The organism is Synechococcus sp. R55.7, from assembly GCF_047461955.1.
Lineage (GTDB): Bacteria > Cyanobacteriota > Cyanobacteriia > Thermostichales > Thermostichaceae > Thermostichus.
In genome coordinates, this window is record NZ_JANSIC010000058.1 from 1 (window position 1) to 3,089 (window position 3,089).

General features: G+C 61.3%; 3 protein-coding genes. 2 read left to right on the forward strand and 1 reads right to left on the reverse strand.

The window, feature by feature from the left end:
- A partial coding sequence (locus NW820_RS04675; protein ID WP_414406818.1) for an AMP-binding protein occupies nt 1-1,106 on the reverse strand: 1,106 nt, incomplete at its 3' end.
- A 146-nt stretch (nt 1,107-1,252) separates the two neighbouring features.
- Between NW820_RS04675 and petG the strand changes: the two genes are divergently transcribed.
- Both petG and NW820_RS04685 read left to right on the forward strand, forming a co-directional pair.
- A complete protein-coding gene (gene petG / locus NW820_RS04680; protein ID WP_011433989.1) occupies nt 1,253-1,366 on the forward strand; it encodes a cytochrome b6-f complex subunit V in 114 nt (37 codons plus the stop codon).
- A 63-nt stretch (nt 1,367-1,429) separates the two neighbouring features.
- Nucleotides 1,430-3,058: a bifunctional pantoate--beta-alanine ligase/(d)CMP kinase gene (locus NW820_RS04685; RefSeq protein ID WP_414406819.1), complete on the forward strand. Its 1,629-nt coding sequence runs from the start codon at nt 1,430-1,432 to the stop codon at nt 3,056-3,058.
- Nucleotides 3,059-3,089 lie beyond the last annotated feature (31 nt).

Sequence of the window (3,089 nt, forward strand, 5' to 3'; positions counted from 1 at the left end):
GCAGCCATCACCTTTTCCCCGCCGGTTAGGATTAGGTCATCGGCTCGACCTAACCAATAGAGGGATCCCTGTCGGTCTAGATAGCCCAAATCGCCGGGGGTAAAGCCTTGCTGTTGCCCTTCGCGCAAGCGGTGCGTAGCATTTAGGTGCGGGTAGTAGCCCAGTGCCAGCGACTCTGCCTGAATGTGAATGTAGCCCACAGCATGGCTGGGCAGGGGATCCCCTTTTTCGCTGCGGATCTGGAGCGTGGCGTGGGGCAGAGGCCGACCCAGACTGTCGCTCCCTTGCCAAAAGGCTTCTGGCAGTAACGTACACACCTGGGAGGCGGTCTCGGTCATACCGTAGGTGAGGGCAAGGGGAAGGTGAAGTTGCCGGGCCTGTTGCCGCAAGCTGGGCCAGGTGGGGCCACCGCCGACCAAAATGGCCCGAAATTGGCGCAGGCTCTCCAAAACTCCCGGATGGGCGCTGAGCAACAGCCGCTGCAACTGAGTGGGCACCAGCGACAGAAAGCTCCCCGGCAGAGGGGGATCCCAAGACTCGGCCTGCTGTTGCCGTTTCCAATCCCAGACAACCCACTGCCCACCGCTCAGCCAGGAGCGGACTGCCTGCATCAAGCCGCTGACGTGGTACAAGGGCAGAAGGCAATAGCTGTGTACAGGCCCGACGGCAAAGTGCTGTTGGTGGGCTTTGGCCGAGGCACTGAGGGTCAGCCAAGAGTGCAGGGCCCATTTCACTTGGCCGCCGGAGCCACCCGTGGGGATGCCGATCAGCGGCCAATGGGAGCTGGGCACAGCTTCCCGCAAATCCCGCAGGCGCAGATTCAAGGGGGCGGGATCCCCTTCCAGTCGGCCCTGGCGCCAGCACCAGCCGGATCCCATATCCGCCAAAGCCTGTCCCCATTCCCGTTCTCCCCAGTGGGGATTACCCAGGAACAGCGGGATCCCCAAGCGTTGGCAGGTCAAAACTGCCGCCCACACCTGCACTGGATGCGAGTCCGCCACCAGCAGGGGAACGGCCTTGTCTGCCAAAGGGCGCAGTTGCTCTTCCAGTTTGGACAGGCACTCCTTCAAGTCTCCGCCATCCCCGGACAAGACAATTGACCTCATGGGCTATGGGTATGCCATCTCAACGGCTTCGCGGATCCCCTGCATTTTATTAGGGGATCCCCCCTCGATTTCCTTGGCAAGGAACGGTGAGGATAGGTTTGGGCTTGGCTTATCATGATCTAGGTTTGAACTGGGAGGTCTGTGTTGTGATCGAGCCGATTTTGTTGGGGATCGTCTTGGGCATGGTGGTGGTCACCTTGGCGGGCTTGTTCGTGGCAGCCTACAGGCAGTATCAACGCAGCAACAAGATCGGCCTGTAGGAGCAGCCTTTGGGGGGGTTGGAGAAAACCCATAGGGGAGAGAGAGATTGAGGTGGCATGGCAATGCACTGGCTGCGCACAGTTGCTGCTTTGCGGGAGCAGGTAGCCGATTGGCGGGGATCCACAGTTGGCTTGGTGCCCACGATGGGATCCCTGCATGAGGGCCATCTCAGCCTAATCCGCCGCTGCCGGCAAGAGTGTGACCACACGGTGGTCAGCATTTTCGTCAATCCGCTGCAATTTGGCCCCAACGAAGACTGGGATCGCTATCCCCGCGACGAAGAGGGGGACCGAGCTTTGTGCGAGGCAGCAGGTGTGGATGTGGTCTTTGCCCCTGACCCGCAAGAGATGGGAGCCGACCCCGCAACCGGAAGCGACCGCACCTGGGTCATGCCCCCCGAATCCCTTCTGCAGACCCTCTGCGCCCCCCACCGACCTGGCCACTTTCGCGGTGTAGCCACCATTGTGCTGCAACTGCTGAACCTGGTGCAGCCGCAGCGGGCCTACTTCGGCCAAAAAGACGCCCAGCAACTGGCGATCATTCAGCGTTTGGTTCGGGATCTGCAAATACCCACCACGATTGTTCCCTGCCCCACGGTGCGAGAAGCCGATGGCCTCGCCTGTAGCTCCCGCAACCGCTACCTTTCTGCTGCTGAACGACAGGTGGCTGCCGGGCTGTACCGGGCCTTGCGTCGGGGATATGACCATTGGCAGGCCGGGGATCCCTCAGCAGAAGGGATCCTTGCCGCCGCCCGTGCTGAGCTGGAGCATACCCCAGAGCTGCAACTGCAATACCTGGAATTGGTGGATCCCCAAACGCTGCAACCGCTGCCGCGGGTGGAAGACAAGGGCCTGCTGGCCATTGCTGCCTATGTGGGGCAGACTCGCCTGATCGACAACCTGCTCCTTTCCCCAGAGCAAGGGGATCCCTCGCCGGAGAGAGTCCAGCATGCGGCACCGCCCTCTTCCGGCACGACCTCTCCCCCGCGTCGCCCGCTGATTGCCATCGACGGCCCGGCTGGAGCCGGAAAATCCACCGTGGCGCGGGCAGTGGCAGCCCAACTGCAACTGCTCTACTTGGATACCGGAGCCATGTATCGGGCCATCACCTGGCTGGCACTGCAACGGGGGATCCCTTTGGACGATGCCGAGCAACTCACCCAACTGGCCGCCCAAACCCAGCTCACCCTGCAAAGTGGCACCTCTTCGACAGAGCCGACCCGCATCTGGGCCGATGGCGAAGAAATTACCCAGGCCATTCGCTCTCCGGAAGTGACCCGCTGGGTCTCTCACGTGGCGGCAGTGCCGGGAGTACGCCAGGAGCTGGTGAAGCGGCAACGCAGCATTGGCCGGGATGGCGGTGCTGTCTTGGAGGGGCGGGATATCGGCACCCACGTCTTTCCTGATGCAGAGCTGAAGGTTTTCTTGACCGCTTCTGTTGGGGAGCGGGCGCAGCGTCGGCAACACCAACTCCAAGCCCAAGGGCAAATGGTACCCCTTGAAGAATTGAAGGCGCAAATCGAGCAGCGGGATCGCCGCGACAGCGAACGGCTCATCTCTCCCTTGCGGCCTGCCCCCGATGCCATCTTGATCGACACAGATCACCTGAGCCAATCCGAGGTGCAAGACAAGATTGTCATGTTGTACCGGCAGCTTTTGGAGCGATCCGGCTCCGCCCATTTCGATCAGTAGCCTTAACTCAATCAAGAACAAATCAACGGGA